Source organism: Kribbella sp. HUAS MG21, assembly GCF_040254265.1.
Taxonomy (GTDB): Bacteria; Actinomycetota; Actinomycetes; order Propionibacteriales; family Kribbellaceae; genus Kribbella.
Genome location: NZ_CP158165.1, coordinates 6,818,847 through 6,835,244 on the forward strand (window position 1 = coordinate 6,818,847; position 16,398 = coordinate 6,835,244).

Annotated in this window: 18 protein-coding genes; 9 read left to right on the forward strand and 9 right to left on the reverse strand. The window is 70.5% G+C overall.

Features of this window, described 5'->3' with window-relative positions:
* Positions 1-63 precede the first annotated feature (63 nt).
* Both ABN611_RS32910 and ABN611_RS32915 read left to right on the forward strand, forming a co-directional pair.
* Complete coding sequence (locus ABN611_RS32910) at positions 64-1,023, forward strand: YafY family protein (RefSeq protein WP_350276175.1); 960 nt, start codon at positions 64-66, stop codon at positions 1,021-1,023.
* Positions 1,024-1,068: 45 nt separating this feature from the next.
* A complete protein-coding gene (locus ABN611_RS32915) occupies positions 1,069-1,995 on the forward strand; it encodes a toxin-antitoxin system, toxin component (RefSeq protein ID WP_350276176.1) in 927 nt (308 codons plus the stop codon).
* Here the strand turns inward: ABN611_RS32915 and ABN611_RS32920 are convergent.
* From ABN611_RS32920 to ABN611_RS32930, 3 genes are all read right to left on the reverse strand, one after another.
* Positions 1,944-2,417, reverse strand: coding sequence for a hypothetical protein (locus ABN611_RS32920; RefSeq protein ID WP_350276177.1), 474 nt, complete (start codon positions 2,415-2,417; stop codon positions 1,944-1,946). The genes ABN611_RS32915 and ABN611_RS32920 overlap by 52 nt on opposite strands.
* A 211-nt stretch (positions 2,418-2,628) precedes the next feature.
* Entirely contained in the window at positions 2,629-3,054 is a 426-nt protein-coding gene (locus tag ABN611_RS32925; protein ID WP_350276178.1) for a nucleoside deaminase, read from the reverse strand.
* Positions 3,055-3,065: 11 nt separating this feature from the next.
* The gene (locus tag ABN611_RS32930) at positions 3,066-3,899 is read right to left on the reverse strand and encodes an LLM class flavin-dependent oxidoreductase (RefSeq protein ID WP_350276179.1); all 834 of its coding nucleotides are present in this window, start codon (positions 3,897-3,899) and stop codon (positions 3,066-3,068) included.
* Positions 3,900-3,992: 93 nt separating this feature from the next.
* Here ABN611_RS32930 and ABN611_RS32935 point away from each other — a divergent pair, with 93 nt between their 5' ends.
* Genes ABN611_RS32935 through ABN611_RS32945 form a run of 3 tightly spaced genes read left to right on the forward strand, consistent with a single transcriptional unit; the run spans position 3,993 to position 6,085 of the window.
* Positions 3,993-4,460: an Lrp/AsnC family transcriptional regulator gene (locus ABN611_RS32935; RefSeq protein WP_350276180.1), complete on the forward strand. Its 468-nt coding sequence runs from the start codon at positions 3,993-3,995 to the stop codon at positions 4,458-4,460.
* A 12-nt stretch (positions 4,461-4,472) separates the two neighbouring features.
* Positions 4,473-5,312 carry a hypothetical protein gene (locus ABN611_RS32940; RefSeq protein ID WP_350276181.1) on the forward strand — a complete coding sequence of 280 codons (840 nt, stop codon included), beginning with the start codon at positions 4,473-4,475 and terminating at the stop codon, positions 5,310-5,312.
* Positions 5,309-6,085: a sugar nucleotide-binding protein gene (locus ABN611_RS32945; RefSeq protein WP_350276182.1), complete on the forward strand. Its 777-nt coding sequence runs from the start codon at positions 5,309-5,311 to the stop codon at positions 6,083-6,085. Before ABN611_RS32940 ends, ABN611_RS32945 begins: the two co-directional genes overlap by 4 nt.
* Here the strand turns inward: ABN611_RS32945 and ABN611_RS32950 are convergent.
* The 3 genes from ABN611_RS32950 to ABN611_RS32960 form a co-directional block, all read right to left on the reverse strand.
* Positions 6,075-6,482 (reverse strand): OsmC family protein, encoded by a 408-nt coding sequence (locus ABN611_RS32950; RefSeq protein ID WP_350276183.1) that lies wholly within the window; start codon positions 6,480-6,482, stop codon positions 6,075-6,077. The two genes, ABN611_RS32945 and ABN611_RS32950, sit on opposite strands and share 11 nt — an antisense overlap.
* A gap of 61 nt (positions 6,483-6,543) precedes the next feature.
* On the reverse strand, positions 6,544-7,197 hold the full coding sequence (locus tag ABN611_RS32955) for an SDR family oxidoreductase (protein ID WP_350276184.1): 654 nt from the start codon (positions 7,195-7,197) through the stop codon (positions 6,544-6,546).
* Positions 7,198-7,255: 58 nt separating this feature from the next.
* Complete coding sequence (locus ABN611_RS32960) at positions 7,256-9,142, reverse strand: propionyl-CoA synthetase (RefSeq protein ID WP_350276185.1); 1,887 nt, start codon at positions 9,140-9,142, stop codon at positions 7,256-7,258.
* A 50-nt stretch (positions 9,143-9,192) separates the two neighbouring features.
* On the opposite strand from ABN611_RS32960, the gene ABN611_RS32965 reads away from it, so the two are divergent.
* On the forward strand, positions 9,193-10,113 hold the full coding sequence (locus ABN611_RS32965) for a threonine/serine dehydratase (RefSeq protein ID WP_350276186.1): 921 nt from the start codon (positions 9,193-9,195) through the stop codon (positions 10,111-10,113).
* Here ABN611_RS32965 and ABN611_RS32970 read toward each other — a convergent pair.
* Positions 10,106-10,717 carry a rhomboid family intramembrane serine protease gene (locus tag ABN611_RS32970; protein WP_350276187.1) on the reverse strand — a complete coding sequence of 204 codons (612 nt, stop codon included), beginning with the start codon at positions 10,715-10,717 and terminating at the stop codon, positions 10,106-10,108. The two genes, ABN611_RS32965 and ABN611_RS32970, sit on opposite strands and share 8 nt — an antisense overlap.
* 110 nt (positions 10,718-10,827) lie before the next feature.
* Between ABN611_RS32970 and ABN611_RS32975 the strand changes: the two genes are divergently transcribed.
* Positions 10,828-12,033 (forward strand): Cmx/CmrA family chloramphenicol efflux MFS transporter, encoded by a 1,206-nt coding sequence (locus ABN611_RS32975; RefSeq protein ID WP_350276188.1) that lies wholly within the window; start codon positions 10,828-10,830, stop codon positions 12,031-12,033.
* Here the strand turns inward: ABN611_RS32975 and ABN611_RS32980 are convergent.
* A complete protein-coding gene (locus tag ABN611_RS32980) occupies positions 11,975-13,393 on the reverse strand; it encodes an APC family permease (protein WP_350276189.1) in 1,419 nt (472 codons plus the stop codon). The genes ABN611_RS32975 and ABN611_RS32980 overlap by 59 nt on opposite strands.
* A gap of 102 nt (positions 13,394-13,495) precedes the next feature.
* Here ABN611_RS32980 and ABN611_RS32985 point away from each other — a divergent pair, with 102 nt between their 5' ends.
* Both ABN611_RS32985 and ABN611_RS32990 read left to right on the forward strand, forming a co-directional pair.
* Entirely contained in the window at positions 13,496-14,449 is a 954-nt protein-coding gene (locus ABN611_RS32985; RefSeq protein ID WP_350281717.1) for a DUF389 domain-containing protein, read from the forward strand.
* Positions 14,450-14,626: 177 nt separating this feature from the next.
* Complete coding sequence (locus tag ABN611_RS32990; protein WP_350276190.1) at positions 14,627-15,574, forward strand: LuxR C-terminal-related transcriptional regulator; 948 nt, start codon at positions 14,627-14,629, stop codon at positions 15,572-15,574.
* On the opposite strand, the gene ABN611_RS32995 is transcribed toward ABN611_RS32990, so the two are convergent.
* Positions 15,571-16,179, reverse strand: coding sequence for an HNH endonuclease family protein (locus ABN611_RS32995; RefSeq protein ID WP_350276191.1), 609 nt, complete (start codon positions 16,177-16,179; stop codon positions 15,571-15,573). The two genes, ABN611_RS32990 and ABN611_RS32995, sit on opposite strands and share 4 nt — an antisense overlap.
* Positions 16,180-16,398: the final 219 nt, after the last annotated feature.

Here is a 16,398-nt window from a genome sequence, read left to right on the forward strand (position 1 = left end):
GCTCACACAAGTGCCCCTGAGAAGTGCTCAGCAGATGAGCGGTTTGTCTGCGACGATCGGCGGGTGCGGGCGGATCGGTTGGTGGCGGTGCTGTTGCTGATGCAGGCGCGCGGCCGGGTGACGGCGGCGGAGGTCGCGGCGGAGCTGGAGATCTCGGTCGCGACCGCGCGCCGGGACCTCGAGGCGCTGTCGACGGCCGGCATCCCGGTCCATCCCCAACCGGGGCGGAACGGCGGCTGGCAGCTGATCGGCGGTGCGCGTACCGATCTGAGCGGGCTGACGGCGACCGAGGCCCAGGCACTGTTCCTGCTGGTCGGACCCGCGGCCTCGATCGCGCCGGACGCCAAGGCAGCGCTGCGCAAGCTCGTCCGCGCGCTGCCGGACACGTTCCGCGAGCACGCGCAGGCCGCGGCCGAGGCGGTCGTGATCGATCCGGCGCGCTGGGGCGCGCACGTGAAGGAACGTCCGGAGCTGGTCCGGCGCCTCCAGGACGCCGTCGTACGGCGGGAACGGTTCCGGCTCGTGTACTCCGGGCGTGGCCGCAGTACGTCGGAACGCGTCGTGGACCCGCTCGGGCTCGTGGACAAGGACGACGTCTGGTACCTCGTCGCGTGGACGGAGAAGGGACAGCGGACGTTCCGCGTGGACCGGGTGGTCGAGGCGGAGCCGACCGGTGCGGTGTTCGAGCGGCCGGCGGACTTCGACCTGTCGACGGCGTGGGCGGAGATCGTCGAGCGGATGGAGGAACGGCGATCGGGGCTGACGGCAACGGTGTTGATGGACGCGCGGTTCGTGTGGGTGATGCAGGACCGGCTCGGGCGGAACTGTGAGGTCGACGGTGCGGTCGGCGACCGGGTGCGGGTCAGGGTCACGGCGCCGACGCCGTTGATGATCGCGCAGGAGCTGGCCGGCTGGGGCGGGTCGATCGAGGTGCTCGGTCCGCCGTCGGTGCAGGCGGAGCTGGCGCGACTTGGCCGGGAATTGACGGACCGCTATGCGGGGATGGACCAATCCGGTGAGTAGGGTGCGATGGTTCATCGTGTCCCGATCGATCTTCAGGAATTTTCCGTGACCACATCCCCTCCCCAGCCGCCGCAGAACCCGTACTCCGGACAGCCCGCCGGCTACGGTCCGCCACCGCAGCAGTTCCCGCAGTACACCCAGCCGGGTCAGCAGCCCCAGCAGCCCGGCGCCGGTCAGCCCGGTGAGCAGTACGCCGGTCAGCCGGGTCAGTACCAGCAGCCGTACGGCGGCCAGCCCGTGCCGCAGTACCCGGGCCAGCAGCAGGCACCGCAGCAGCCCCAGTACCCCGGCCAGCAGCAGTACCCCGGCCAGGACGGTCAGTTCCAGCAGGGCCAGTCGTTCCCGCAGCAGGGCTTCGCTCCGCAGGGACAAATGGTCTGCCGGTTCTGCGGTGGCTACCCCGCGGTCAACGCGACGGTCCGCGGCCACCAGGGCCTTGTCATCCTGATGCGGTTCCTGAAGCTCGAGGGCCCGTTCTGCAAGACCTGCGGTACGGCGACCGTCCGGGACATGACGGCGAAGAGCATGTGGCAGGGCTGGTGGGGTATCGGCTCGGCGATCGTCAACCCGATCACGATGCTGATGAACATCGGCCCGAGCCAGCAGTTCAAGAACCTGCCCGAGCCCGCGCCGGGCCCCGGCCGCCCGATGAACCCGGGCAAGCCGCTGTTCCAGCGCCCCGCGATCCTCGGCCTGCTGCTCCCGGTCGCCCTGATCGGCCTGATCGTGTTCGCGAACCTGAACACGACCGAGTCGAAGGCCAAGGTAGGCGCCTGCGTGGTCAACAAGGGCAGCTCCGTCAACCCGGACGTGGAGGTCGTCGACTGCGCGTCCTCCGAGGCGGAGTACAAGATCGTCGAGAAGATCGACGACTCCACCGACGACAGCCAGTGCGGCCAGGACGCCGAGGCGTCGTACGTCTACCAGCGCAAGTCCACCAAGTACGTCCTCTGCCTGACCCCGGTCCGCTGACGAGCGCGGGGTCCCCCGGGACCCCGCCTACTCACCCGGCCAGCCCGGCGCCGCAGTCGCCGCGGTCCGCCCCACTCCGGTACGCCGCCACGCAACGGCCACGCCCGCGTTCGCACCGCGACACCTCGCGCGAACGCGGGCTCGGCGTGTTCGTCCGGTGTCATCGCCAGCGACAACTGCACCATCGGCGGTTCGATCCCCTCGGTCTGCGCGGCGACCAGCCGGCAATGCCCGTCGAGGACCAGCCAGCCGTCGAACCCACTCACCCACCACAACAGCACTGGTGCCAACGTCCCGTCCGCGGCCTGCTTCCGGTACGCCTTCACACGTCCCGCGTTCTCGGCGGGCAGCTCGCGCAGCGGCACCAACCCGTTCCATCCATCACCGAACCAGTCCAGGTACACCGACGGATGGTCCCGCACCAGATCACCACGCGTGCTGTACTGCGGAAGCCGGCGCGACTCCAACGTCTACCAACGCAAGCCCACCAAGTACGGCCTCTGCCTGGTCCCGGTCCGCTGAGGGCAGGCGTGCCGAAGAACGGGTAGTGGTCGGCCGACGGTGCCGGTCTCCCGCCTGCGAGGAGGTCTACCCGGTGCCGGGTCGGCACCACTACCTGTTCTTCGGTACAGCTCAGACGTAGTAGCCGTCCACCGGTACGCGTGCCTCGTCGTACAGGGCGGGGCCTTCCTGGGGGACCTCGGGGAAGTTGCCTGTTGGTTTCAGGCCGTTGAGTTGGTCGCCGGAGAGGGCGTAGACGACCTTGCCCAGGCCGGAGCGGGCGAGGGCTCCGCCGCACATGGGGCATGGTTGGCAGCTGGTGTACATGGTCGTGCCGGCCGCGACCTCCGGCGTGAGGTTCTGCGCGGCCCAGACGGCGAGTTTCAGCTCGGGGTGGAAGCTGATGTTGCCTTCGGTGATGGTCGTGTTCTGCGCCTCGGCCAGGACGGCGCCGTCGGGGCCGACCAGAAGGGAGCCGAACGGCGGGTCGCCGCCCTCGCGGGCCGCTGCGGCCAGGGCGATCGCGCGGCGCAGGAAGCCTTCGTCCTCAGGTGTCACATCGTCTCCAGTCATCGGTGCGCCGCGATCGTCGCGAGCGCCTGCCAGGCCGCCTCCGGCCGCTCCGTCTCGGCGGGGTCGCCCACGAACGGATCCAGTACGACGCTCTGCGCGCCGAGTTCCCGCAGCGTGTCGAGATCCCGCAGTACCTGCTCCAGCGAACCCTCCCCCGCGACCCGCGCGTCGTCCGGCAGCGGCTTGTCCGTCAGCCGGAGCAGGATCCGCGGCGCGAACGCCGGTACCGGCCGCCCGAGCGAGTCCGCGATCGCCCGCAGCTCCTCGAGCCCGTCGCGCAGGAAGTCGATGGTGTGCCGCAGCGGATGCCACGCGTCGCCGTACCGGACCGTCCGGCGCAGACCCGCGGTGGTCTTGCCGCCGATCCAGATCGGGATCGTACCGGTGCCGTAGTCCGCGGTGTCGGACCACGCGCGCCGCAGCTCGGCCAGTACCTCGTCGGTCTGCCGGCCGCGCCGGGCATGGTCCGCGCCGAGCGCCTCGAACTCCTGCCGCGCCCACCCGACGCCGACGCCGAGCACCAGCCGGCCGCCGCTGAGCGCGTTCAGGTTCGCCGCCATCCTTGCCGTCAGCAACGGATGCCGGTACGGCGCGATCAGCACGGTCGTGCCGAGCCGCATCCGCTCCGTGATTCCCGCCAGCCAGCTCAGGGTCGTGAATGGCTCGAAGAACGGCGCCGGGTACTGCTCGGCGACGTCCGGCGTGATCGCCACGTGGTCGGACACCATCAGCAGGTCGTAGCCGAGCCCTTCGACGACCCGCGCCCAGTTGCGCAGGCGGTCCGGGTTCGTCCCCGGCCCGAAGTTCGGCACGTTCACTCCAAGTTCCACGCCTCGAGACTATCCAGGCCGCACGCCTGTTCTGAAGAGAGTTCTCCCGGTGTCCAGGGACATGCACCGAGGATTCACCGGTAGATTGGCCTCATGACCGAGAGTCTCGACGCGACAGACTGGGCCATCCTCGGCGAGCTGCAGGAGGACGCCCGGCTGTCGCTCACCGAGCTCGGCCGGCGGGTGAACCTCAGCGCCTCCGCCACCACCGAGCGGGTCCGGCGGCTCGAGTCGATCGGTGTCATCACCGGCTACCGCGCCGAGCTCGACCTGACCAAAGTCGGGTACCCCGTGCTCGCCGTCGTCCGGCTCAAGTACCCGGGCAACAAGCACGAGCCGCTGCACCGCCTGCTCGAGCGGCGCGGCGAGATCCTCGAATGCCTGCGGACGACCGGCGACGACTGCTACACGCTGAAGGTCGCGGCCGCCTCGATGCCGCACCTCGAGGAGCTCGTGAACGAGCTGACCGACTTCGGCAGTACGACGACCAACCTGGTCTACTCGCAGACGCAGCGCTACCGCGGGCCCCAAAAGCCGGTGACCGAACACGCACAGGGATGAGACCGTTGCCCGGTGCTGACCGTCCTCGGTATCGATGTCTCCCCGGCCCTGCTCGAGCGATGGGTCGACTGGCTCGCGCCCGATGAGCAGCCGTTCTTCCTGACGACGAAGCAGGCGACGGCGTGGAAGTTGCCCGTCAGCGACCGGGAGCCGGGTCGCGAGGACCGCGACACCTACCGCGTGTACCGGATCGATCGGAAGGCAGCACGCACCATCTGGCTGAGCGAGCCGGCGTACGACGACCTGCCGAGGCCGACCCGGGCGGCGTTGGTCCGGGCGCAGGTGAACTACGACCGCGGCGCCGTTCCGACCGTGCGCGCCTGGTCCAAGATCCTGGGCCCGCAACTGCGGCAGCAAGCCGACGGGCACCGGTTCGTCTGGTGGAAGTCGTTGCTGCAAGCGCCTGAGCAGGTGCTGCCGGCGGTGGTGAGCGAGGACCTCAACCCGAGCCGGCACACGGAGGTCCGGAGTTGGCCGAAGCAGTTCCCGCGCGTCCGCGAGCTGGCCGGAACGTTCGCCGACGGCAGCGGCCCGAACTGCTTCGGTACCGTCATGGCAGCCAGTGGTGTCGAGGGCGCCGAGACCGTCTGGATGGTGCGCGAACCGTTCGAGGAATGGCTCGCGAACCACACGGTGCCCGGCGGGAAGGACGCCGTACCCGGCACGGTGTTCGTCTGGCGTGACGCTGCGAGGCTCGTCCAGCACGCGGCGCTGACGATCGGCGACGGGTGGATGCTGCACAAGCCGTCGCAGGCCTGGTCGTCGCCGCGGAAGGTGCGGACCGTCGCCGAGGTGAAGCGCGCCACCCGCACTGCCGGCTGGCGGCTCGAACGCCATATGGTGGTCGGGTGAGGTTGCTCGTCACTGGGGCCGCCGGTCTCCTGGGGCGCGAACTCCTGCGCTCGGCCGCCTGTGACGTGGTGCCCGCGTACTTCTCGCAAACTCTTCCCGGCGGGGTCCACCTCGACGTCCGCGATCGCGCCGGCGTCCGCGACGTGATCCGCGCCGTCAAGCCGGACGGGATCATCCACACCGCCTACCTGCAGGACGACTGGCTGACCACAGCGGTCGGCGCGGTCAACGTCGCGCTCGAGTCCGGCGGTGCGCGGCTAGTCTTCGTGTCGACCGACGCCGTCTTCGGACCCCGCGAGACGCCGTACGCCGAACACGAGCCGCCGTGCCCGATCACGCCGTACGGCGCCGCCAAGGCCGCCGCCGAGACGGCGATCCAGGCGATCACACCGGACGCGGTCATCGCCCGGACGTCGCTGATCGTCGGCTCGGACGGCACCTCCGAAGAGGAGCAGCGCGTACGGCGGCTCGCGGCCGGCGAACCAGGCGCGTTCTACACGGAGAACATCCGCTGCCCGGTGCACGTAGGCGACCTGGCGGCGGCGCTGCTGGAACTGCTCGGGTCCGACCTCGACGGCGTCACGCACGTCGCGGGCCCGCAGGCGGTCAGCCGGCTCGAACTCGGCCGGCTGATCGCGATCCGCGACGGCTACGACCCACAAGCGCTGCCGTCGGTGCCGGGGACCCCGTCGGACGTCCGGCTCGACTGCCGCCGGACCCAGGCGCGGCTGAAGACCTACCTGCGGCCGGCGAGCGAATTCCTCAGTCGTTGACCGTGGTGGTGACCGGCGTGCCGATCTCGACCGTGCGGCTGACCGTGCAGAGCCGGTCGTGGGACATCTTCACCGACCGCGGCAGCGCCTCCCGGGCCTTGTCGCCGTCCTCGCCCTCGGGGAAGTGCACGGTGAACTCGACCGCGAGGTTCTCCATCCGGTTGCCCTCCTCGGGGTCCCGGATCTTGTCGCCGCGGACCACCGCGCGGAACTCGGTCGGCTCGGCGCGCCGGCTGACCACGACGTCGACGTCGATCGCCGAGCAGGTCCCGATCGCCGCCAGCAGCAGCTCGACCGGCGTGAAGTCGGTGTCCGCACCGCCCGAGCCGACCCGGATCGTGCCGCCGCGGGCGTTCCGGACCTCGTAGCTGCTGTTCGCCAGGCGCTCGAAGGTCACCTGACGCGAAGTGTCTGCCATAGTGTCGCAGTCCCGTCACATTCTGTTGCTTGTGGCAACGTCATCGGAGGTTCTCGAGGGCCTCGGCGACCGGCGTGTCCCCGGCGACGAGCTCGAGCGTCCGGCCGATCGAGGCCGGAGTGTCACAGAGGCCGGCCAGCACCAGCGCGACGTCGTCGCGGGTGACCCGGCCGTTGCCGGTCTTGTCGGCGAGGTACACCGTGCCGGTCCCGGGGTCGTCGGTCAGGCTGCCCGGGCGCAGCACCGTCCAGTCCAGGTCGCGGGCCCGCAGGTCTTCCTCGGCAGCCCATTTCGCCTTGAGATAGACGGTGAACGTGGAGTCGTCGGTCAGCGACTCGGCCCGGTCGGCGCCCATCGAGCCGACCTGGATGTGCCGCCGGACACCGGCCTGCTCGGCGGCGTCCGCGAACAGCGCCGCCGCGCCGCGGTCGACGGTGTCCTTGCGGGCGTTCCCGCTGCCCGGCCCGGCGCCGGCCGCGAAGATCGCCACGTCCGCGCCGTCGAGCACCTTGGCGACCTCACTGACGTCGACCTGTTCGAGGTCCAGTACGGCGGCCTGCCCACCGGCCGCGGCGATGTCGGCCTCGTGGTCCGGGTTACGCACCACCCCGATCACCTGGTGACCGTCGGCGCTCAGCAGCTTCGTCAGCCGCAACGCGATCTGCCCGTGTCCGCCCGCAATGACGACTCGCATGCCCCGAGCCTATCCCGGCGCCCCATGGAACAGCCCAGGCACCAGATCAGGCACCAGATCATCCACGCAGTACCGGGCGGAGCGCGTCCAGCACGGCCGGGTCCTCGATCGTCGACGGGACCGGTTCGTCGCGGCCGTCGGCGATCCCGCGCATGGTGCGGCGAAGGATCTTCCCCGACCGAGTCTTCGGCAGCGCGTCGACCACCGACACATCCCGGAAGGCGGCGACCGGCCCGATCTCCCGCCGTACCGCGGCCACCAGCTCGTCCCGCAGTACGTCGTCGGTCACCGTCGCGCCGGCCTTGAGGACGACGAATGCCCGCGGCAACTGACCCTTCAGCGCGTCGTGGACGCCGATCACCGCGCACTCGGCCACCGCCGGGTTCGCCGCGACGACCGCCTCGATCGACCCGGTCGACAGCCGGTGCCCGGCCACGTTGATCACGTCGTCGGTGCGGCCCATCACGAAGATGTAGCCGTCGTCGTCGATGTAGCCGCCGTCCCCGGTCAGGTAGTAGCCGTCGTACTCCTTGAGGTAGCTGTCGATGTAGCGCTGGTCGTCGCCCCAGAGCGTCGGCAGCGCGCCTGGCGGCAGCGGCAGCTTGATCGCGATCGCGCCCTCCTCGTGTGGCAGCAGTTCCTTGCCTCCCGCATCGAGGATCTGCACGTTCCAGCCCGGCATCGGGACGGTCGCCGAGCCCGGCTTGGTCGGCAGCGGTTCGAGGCCGCGCGGGTTCGCCGCGATCGGCCAGCCGGTCTCGGTCTGCCACCAGTGGTCGACGACCGGTACGTCGAGATGCTCGTGCGCCCAGTGGTACGTCTCCGGGTCGAGCCGCTCGCCGGCCAGGAACAGCGTCCGGAACGTGTCCATCGGGTACTTCGCCAGCTCGGCGGCGTCGGGATCCACCTTCTTGATCGCCCGGATCGCGGTCGGCGCCGTGAACAGGGCCTTCGTGCCGTGCTCGGAGATCACCCGCCAGAAGGCGCCCGCGTCGGGGGTGCCGACGGGCTTGCCTTCGTAGAGCACGGTGGTCGCGCCGACCAGGAGCGGGGCGTAGACGATGTACGAATGGCCGACGACCCAGCCGACGTCCGAGGCGGTCCACCACACGTCGCCCGGCCCGATGTCGTAGACGTTGCGCATCGTCCAGGCCAGTGCGACCGCGTGGCCGCCGTTGTCGCGGACGACGCCTTTCGGGCGTCCCGTCGTACCGGACGTGTAGAGGATGTAGAGCGGCTCGGTCGCGGCGACCGGGACCGGGTCGACCGGCCGCGCGTTCGCGACGAGCTCGGTCCAGTCCAGGTCGTTGTCGCCGAGGTCCGCCCGGGCCTGCGGCCGCTGGAGGACGACGGTGTGCTCGGGCCGGTGCGACGCGATCGTGAGCGCCTCGTCGATGATCGGCTTGTACTCGACGATCCGGGTCGGCTCGATACCGCAGGACGCGGCCACGATCACCTTCGGCCCGGCGTCCTCGATCCGCGCGGCGAGCTCGCGTGGCGCGAAGCCGCCGAAGACGACGGAGTGGATCGCGCCGACTCGCGCGCACGCGAGCATCGCGACGACCGCCTCCGGGACCATCGGCATGTAGACGACCACGCGGTCGCCCTTGCCGACGCCGAGCGAGGCCAGCGCGCCCGCGAACGTCGCCACCTCGTCGCGCAGCTGCGCGTAGCTGTAGGTGCGGCCGGTCCCGGTCACCGGCGAGTCGTAGATCAGCGCGGTCCGCTCGCCGTCACCGGCCTCGACGTGCCGGTCGAGCGCGTTGTACGCCGTGTTCAGCTCGCCGTCGGGGAACCAGCGGAAGATCGGGTCGCCGCTCGCGTCGATCGCCCGGGTCGGTGGCCGCGTCCAGGAGATCGCCGCGGCCGCCTCCAGCCAGAACCCGTCGGGATCGTCCAGACTCCGCCGGTAGCTCTCGTCGTACGCGCCCGTTCCAGCGCTCATCCCGGGGCCTCCCGTCCGTCGGCTGTCCACCATCGTGGCAGGGTTGAGGCATGACGGTAAGTGTCGACGACGTGCAGCGTGCCGCGGAGCGAGTCGCCGGGCGGGTACGCCGTACGCCGGTGATCGAGGTGGCGCCCGGGCTGACCTTCAAGCTCGAACTGCTCCAGCACACCGGTTCGTTCAAGCCGCGCGGCGCGTTCAACCGGCTGCTGAGCGCGAAGGAATCGGGTGAGTTGACCGGTCAGGGGATCGTCGCCGCGTCCGGCGGCAACCACGGGCTCGCCGCGGCGTACGCGGCCCGCGAGCTCGGCGTACCGGCGCGGATCTTCGTCCCGGAGACGACACCGGCGGCGAAGCTGGGCAAGTTGCGCACGCTCGACGCGGACATCGTGCAGGTCGGCAGCGAGTACGCCGAGGCGTACCAGGCGGCGCTGCGGGCGCGCGACGAGTCCGGCGCGGTGCTCGTACACGCCTACGACCAGCCCGAGGTCGTCGCCGGCCAGGGCACCGTCGGCCTCGAACTGCTCGAGCAGGTGGAGAGCTTCGACACAGTCCTCGTGGCCGTCGGAGGCGGCGGCCTGATCGCCGGCATCGCGACCGCGATCGGCGACCACGCGCAGGTCATCGGCGTCGAGCCGGCGCTCGCGCCCACCATGCACCGCGCCCTGAGCGCCGGGCAGCCCACGGACGGGACGGTGGGCGGGGTGGCGGCCGACTCTCTGGGAGCCCGCCGCCTGGGCGACCTGGCCTTCGAAGCGGTCCAGGACCATCAGGTGCGGTCCGTGCTGATCGAGGACGACGCGATCGTTGCCGCCCGCAAGCAGCTCTGGCGCGAGCAGCACCTCGCGACCGAGCACGGCGGCGCCACGGCGTACGCCGCTCTCGCCTCCGGCGCCTACAAGCCGGCGGCGGGTGAGCGGGTCGTCGTGGTGGTCTGCGGAGCGAACACCGACCCGAGCACGCTCAGCTGACGCGTTGCTGCTGCTTGTCGTCCGCGAGAATCCAGGCCGCGAGCACCCCGGCGATGCCGCCGAACAGGTGCCCCTGCCACGAGATCCCGGCCTGCGGCAGCAGCCCGCCCAGCAGCGCACTCCCCCACACCATCACGACCACGACGCCGAGCAGCACCTGACCGAGCCGCCGGTTGAACAGCCCGCGCAGGATCAGGTACGACGCATACCCGAAGACGAGGCCGCTCGCGCCGATCGTGATCGTGTTCGGCGGTGAGATCAGCCAGGTGCCGAAGCCGCCGATAACGGTCACGATCGCGGTCACCGAGAACAGCCGGGCCGCGCCGCCGATCGCGATCAGCGCGCCGAGCGTGACCAGCGGCAGCGTGTTCGAGATCAGGTGCCCGAACCCGAGGTGCAGGAACGGCGCGGTCAGGATGCCGACCAGGCCCTGCGACTCGCGCGAGATGATCCCGTACTGGTCCAGTTGGCCCTGCAGCGCGGTGTCGACGATCTCGCTCAGCCACATCAGCCCGAGCAGCGCGACCAGCAGCTTCAGCCCACTGCCGATCCTGGCGGTGTCCACACTCCGCCCAGTCCGCTTCGCCGGGGTCTGAAAGCTCATACCTCCACGATGCCGTACTCCTCCAAGTCTCAGCCCGTGACGGGCGCGGCGACAGCGGAACGTGACCTCTGCAATACTCCGAGTGGCAGTCGTCGAGTGAGGGGGAACGAATGCCGGTCGCCGTCTATGTCCTCGGCCTGAGCATCTTCGCCCAGGGCACCTCCGAGCTGATGCTCGCCGGACTGCTCCCCGAGCTCGCCGCGGACCTGCGCGTCTCGATCCCCCAGGCCGGGCTTCTGATCTCGGCGTTCGCGATCGGCATGCTGGTCGGCGCGCCCGTGCTCGCGGTCGTCACGCTGACCTGGTCCCGCCGTACGGCGTTGATCGCCTTCCTCGCGGTCTTCGCGCTCACGCACGTCGCGGGGGCGCTGACCACCAGCTACGCCGTCCTGCTGGCGACCCGGATCGCCGGCGCCTTCGTGTACGCCGGATTCTGGTCGGTCGCCGCGGTCACGGTGATGACGCTGGTCGCCGCCGACCGGCGCGCGCGGGCGATGAGCATCGTCACCGGCGGGCTCACGATCGCGACCATCGTCGGGCTGCCGCTGGGCACCGTCCTCGGGCAGCACCTCGGCTGGCAGTCGGCGTTCTGGACCGTCGCCGGGCTGTGCGTGCTCGCAATGGCCGGCGTCGCCGCCACGGTGCCGGCCGACCGGCCCGATCCCGCGAACCTGCCGCGGCTCGCGGACGAAGTACGTGCCCTCCGCAGTACTCGGCTGTGGCTCGCGTTCGGCACGACGGCGCTCGTCACCGCGACGATCCTGGTCACCTTCAGCTACCTGGCGCCGCTGCTCACCCAGACCACCGGCCTCCCGGCCGGAGCCGTCCCGGGCGTGCTCGCCCTCTACGGGCTCGGGTCCTTCGTCGGCATCACCACCGGCGGCAGATTCGCCGACGCCCTGCCCTTCCACACCTTGTTCATCAGCATCACCGGACTCGTCGTCCTGTCCGCGGCCCTGGCCCTCACCGCCGGTTCCCCGGTCGCCGCGGTCGCGGTGATCGTGCTGCTCGGCGGCTTCGGCTTCGCCGCCAACCCGGCGCTGAACGCGCGCGTGTTCAACCTGGCCGGGGACCGTTCCACGCTCGCGACCGCGACGAACTTCTCCGCGTTCAACGTCGGCATCACGGCCGGGCCGTGGCTCGGCGGGCTCGCGATCGACGCCGGCGCGGGTTACCCCGCGCTCGGCTGGATCGCGGTCGGCACCGGGCTCGCGGCCCTCGCGACCGTGCTGTTCGCGGTGCTCTCCCCAGGCCCGGTCAGTTCACCGGGCCGTGCTTGTCGAGATGTGTCGGGTCGAAGTCGGGGTGCCGGTTGAACACGTACTTGTTCAGCAGCCAGGTCAGCGCCCACAGCCCGACGCCGATCAGCATCAGCCAGCCGGCGATCTTGTAGTCCGCCGACGCGCGACCGGACAACGGGCTGGCCAGGTAGACGCACAGGACGGCACCGAGCACCGGCAGCACGGTCGGCGCGTGGAAGTGCTTGTGCTCGACCCGGTCGCGGCGCAGGACCAGCACCGCGACGTTCACGATCGCGAAGACGCACAGCAGCAGGAACGCCGTCGTACCACCGAGCGCCGCGAGGTCGGCGTACCCGATCAGGAAGAACGCGAGCAGCGTGGTGAACAGGATCGCGACCCACGGCGTCCGGCGCCGGTGCAGGACGCGGCCGAGCGGGCCGGGCAGGACCTGCTCGTGCGCCATGCCGTACAGCAGCCGGCTCGCCATCAGCATGTTGATCAGCGCCGAGTTGGCGACCGCGAACATGGTGATCCAGGCGAAGATCTCGAGCGGGAAACCAGGGGCGCCGGCCGAGATCACCTTCAGCAGCGGGGTCGATCCCTGGTTCAGCTCGCTGGGCGACACCAGCGTGACCGCGGAGATCGCGACCAGGACGTAGATGACGCCGGTGACGCACAGGCCGATCAGCATGATCTTCGGGAAGATCCGGACCGGGTCCTTCGTCTCCTCGGCCATGTTCACCGAGTCCTCGAAGCCCACCATCGCGAAGAACGCCAGCGCGGTCGCCGCGGTCACCGCGCCGAACGCCGACTCCCCCGACGGCGTGTTGAACTCGGTCAGCCGGGAGGTGTCGCCGTCGCCGCTGCCGATCGCCCAGACGCCGATCGCGATCACGATCAGCAGGCCGGACAGCTCGATACAGGTGAGAACCACGTTCGCCTTCACGCTCTCGCCGACACCGCGCAGGTTGACCAGCGCGATCAGTGCCATGAAGGACAGCGAGGTGATCATCAGCAGCGAACCGCGGTCAGGGTCGATGTCGACGGCAGAGAAGAAGTTCGCCGCGAAGGCCTTCGACGCGCTCGACGCCGAGGTGAGGCCGGAGCACATCACCGCGAACGTCAGCAGGAACGTCAGGAAGTGGATGCCGAACGCCTTGTGCGTGTAGACCGCCGCACCGCCGGCCCGCGGGTACTTCGTGACGAGCTCGAGGTAGCTCGTCGCGGTCAGCAGCGCGACCACGAACGCGCACAGGAACGGCAGCCAGACCGCGCCGCCGACCTGACCGGCGACCTTGCCGGTCAGCGCGTAGACGCCGGTGCCGAGGATGTCGCCGACCACGAACAACAGGAGCAGCCCGGGTCCCATGACCCGTTTCAGCTCGGGACGCTCACCGGCCTGCTTCGTCGCGGCGGCCGCCGAACTCTCACTCATTGTGCCTCCCTGGATCCGGTGCGTCAGTGGACCATATCCGGGGGTGCATCGGTGCGGCCTTGGCCGGAAGGTGACCGGCGGCCTGACAACATGTGACCCGTGATGCACCTTCGTCTCATCGTCCCACCGGACCGCTGCGACCGCGTCCTGGACACGCTCGTCGACGATCCGCGGGTGACCAGCGTCGTCCGGCTGCCCGGCGCCGCGCACCGCCCGAAGGGCGACGTCATCGAGTGCGACGTGACCCGCGAGGCGACCTCGGAGATCCTGAGCTGGCTGAAGGCCCAGGGGCTCTACGAGGAAGGCTCGGTGGCGATGGCCGCCGTCGACTCGGCGCCGTCGCGCAACGCCCAGGCCGCGGAGAGGGCGGCGCCCGGCGCCCCGGACGACGCGGTGATCTGGGACGCCGTCGTCGACCAGGCCTACAACGAGGCCGGCGGTTCCTGGGTGTACTACGTGTTCCTGACGCTGGCGACGATGATCGCGTCGGTCGCCGTCGTCACCGACTCCGCGATCCTGGTCGTGGGCGCCATGGTCGTCGGGCCGGAGTTCGGCGTCGTCGCCGCGCTGGCCGTCGGGTTGTTCCTGCGCAAGGGCGGACTGACCAAGAGATCGTTGTCGCTGCTGGTGAAGGGATTCGTGCTCGCGATCGCGGTCACGGCACTCGCGGCGTTGCTGGCCCGCGCGGTCGGCTGGATCGACGTCGACGACGTGACCGCGGCGCGCCCGCTCACGGGTTTCATCTGGCGGCCGGACAAGTGGTCCGCGGTGGTCGCCGTACTCGCCGGCTGCGCGGGTGTGCTGTCGCAGACCGCCGGCCGCGGCAACGCGCTCGTCGGGGTCTTCATCTCGGTCACGACCGTCCCGGCGGCGGGTGACCTGGCGTTGTCGGTGGCGTTGTGGGCACCGCACCACATCGGCGGGTCCGCCGCACAGCTCGGCATCAACCTGGCCGGGATGACGGCCGCCGGCGTGGTGACGCTCCTGCTGCAGCGGATGATCTGGCGCAGCTACCTGCGGATGAAACGTAGGGTGGGCGCGCGCGTTGAGGCTTGACCGGGCGTCCCCTGTCCGGTCCGCGCGCGCCCAGCACCGTCAGACATACCCCACCGAAGGGGTCGGTGCACCTGTCCTTCCCCGCCGGAGTGCTGACGTATGTCGGCCATGGCGTGAAGTCGCCATGTTGGCCGAATCCCCGTCGAGCCCGTCCAACGGACGAGATAGCCTGATCAGATGCTGGAGTCCGTTGGGGTGGAGCCGCCCGACGAGGAGGCCTATCGGGCGTTGCTGTCGGCTCCGGGCTGCGAGGTCCGGCAGCTCGCGGAGCGCCTCGGCCGCGACGAGCAGGACGTCGTCGCCACCGTCGGCCGGCTCGAGAAACTCGGCCTGCTGACGTCCACCTCCGACGACCCGGTCCGCCTGCTCCCGACCCGTCCGGACGTCGCCGTCGACGCGCTGGTCGCCGTCCGGCGGGCCGAGCTCGACCGGGTCCGCGCCGAGGCGCGGGTGCTGCTGTCCGAGCTGAGCACCCAGGAGCGGTACCGGCCGGAGAACCTCGTCGAGGTGATCGTCGGGCAGGAGGCGATCGCCGCGCGCTTCGCACAGTTGCTCAACGGCACCCGGAACCAGTTGCTCGTTCTCGACAGGCCGCCGTACGCCGCACAGCCCGACCAGTCCGACAGCACGGTCCGCGGCCTGCTCGGTGAGGGCGTCGTCGTGCACGGCATCTACTCCCCCGACTCGCTCGACATCCCCGGCGGCGTCGACGAGGCGTTCAGCGCGGCCGACGCCGGCGAGACCTCACGCGTGCATCCGCAGGTGCCGATGAAGCTGGCCGTGTTCGACCGGAAGATCGCGCTGCTGCCGCTCGCCGTGGACCAACTGGTCGACAGCGCCCTCGTCGTCCATCCGTGCGCGTTGCTCGACGCGCTGATGGAGATGTTCTGGCTGCTGTGGGACCAGGCCGTACCGGTCGTCCCGGCCGCCAAGGCGGACCCGACCGACGCGCGGCTGATGACGTTGCTCGCCGCCGGGTTCAAGGACGACGCGATCGCCCGGCAGCTGGCGCTCAGCAGCCGGACGGTCGGGCGCCGGGTCGCCGAGCTGATGGAGACGCTGGGCGCGCGGACCCGGTTCCAGGCCGGCATCCACGCCCAGCGCCGGCACCTGCTCGAGGACTAGCAGCTCCCGAGCATCTGCGTGAGCGCGGTCTTCTCGGCCGACTGCAGCGTCAGCTTGTAGGTGTACTTCACCCAGATCCACTCGCGCGCGTAGATGCAGTGCACCGACGTGTTCGGCGGCTTCCACGCCGACGGGTCCTTGTCGCTCTTCGAGCGGTTGCTGGACGCCGTCACCGCGATCAGCTGCGAGATGGCCAGGTCGTTCGCGAACTGCTGCCGGCGTGACTGCGTCCAGGTGTTCGCGCCGGACTTCCACGCCTCGGCCAGCGGCACGATGTGGTCGATGTCGATCGACGAGTCGTCGGTCACCCAGGTCGCGTCGTACACGCTGTACCAGCGGCCGCCGGTCGGCTCGCACTGGCTGTCGACGGTGACGTTCGTGCCGTCGCGCTTCAGCACCTCGTCACGGGTGTCGCAGGTGCCGGACTGCGTGATCCAGTGCGGGAACTTGTCCCGGCTGTACCCGTCGGTCGAGCCTTCCGACTTCACGGTCAGCGTCGCCAGCTGGCTCGCCGCGGTGCTCGCCGACGGCGGGGTCGGCGGGTACGCCATCGCCGGTCCGGCGCTGAGCGTCCACGCGGCCGCTGCCGCGGCAACGGTGGTCACCAAGGTCGTAGTACGTCTGGTCGTGCGTTTGGTCGTACGGGGCATCGGTCAGGCCTCCGAAGGGTCGGGCGGATCCCCCCTGACGTGCTGCCTTCAGCCTTCCCCGGTCACGCGCGGTGAGAAACCACTCACGGATGAAAGCCGTGTGAACGGATTCATACCGCGTTCACAGCACTTCACCCCGGCGAAACGCCGAGCCGGTAGACAGACGGCACCATC